This is a genomic window from Mesorhizobium sp. M2E.F.Ca.ET.209.01.1.1, assembly GCF_004010375.2.
Taxonomy (GTDB): Bacteria; Pseudomonadota; Alphaproteobacteria; order Rhizobiales; family Rhizobiaceae; genus Mesorhizobium.
The window spans coordinates 1-355 of the sequence record NZ_SADP02000519.1 but is presented as its reverse complement, the minus strand read 5'-3'; the positions used below and the strand labels follow the sequence as shown (position 1 = coordinate 355).

1 pseudogene is annotated in these 355 nt (G+C 71.5%); it reads left to right on the top strand.

Annotated elements, in window-relative coordinates:
* Positions 1-355: pseudogene (locus tag EN852_RS36735) on the top strand (glycine dehydrogenase (aminomethyl-transferring)); the annotation flags it as partial.

The following is a 355-nucleotide window of genomic DNA, read 5'->3' as shown; positions in this document are numbered from 1 at the left end:
GGGCATCGTGCTGCGCGTCGGCACCCCGGCCGAGGCACTGGAAGCAGAAGCCTTCGGCCTGCTGCTGCAGTACCCGGACACCTTCGGCCAGATCGGCGATTACAAGGCCCTGGTCGAGGCCGTGCACGCGCGCGGCGGCCTGGTGGCCGTGGCCACCGACCTGCTGGCGCTGACCCTGCTGACCGCACCGGGCGAATGGGGCGCGGACATCGTGGTCGGCAACAGCCAGCGTTTCGGCGTGCCGTTCGGCTTCGGCGGCCCGCACGCCGCGTTCATGGCCTGCCGTGACGCCTACAAGCGCTCGATGCCGGGCCGCCTGATCGGTGTCTCCATCGATGCCCAGGGCAACCCGGCC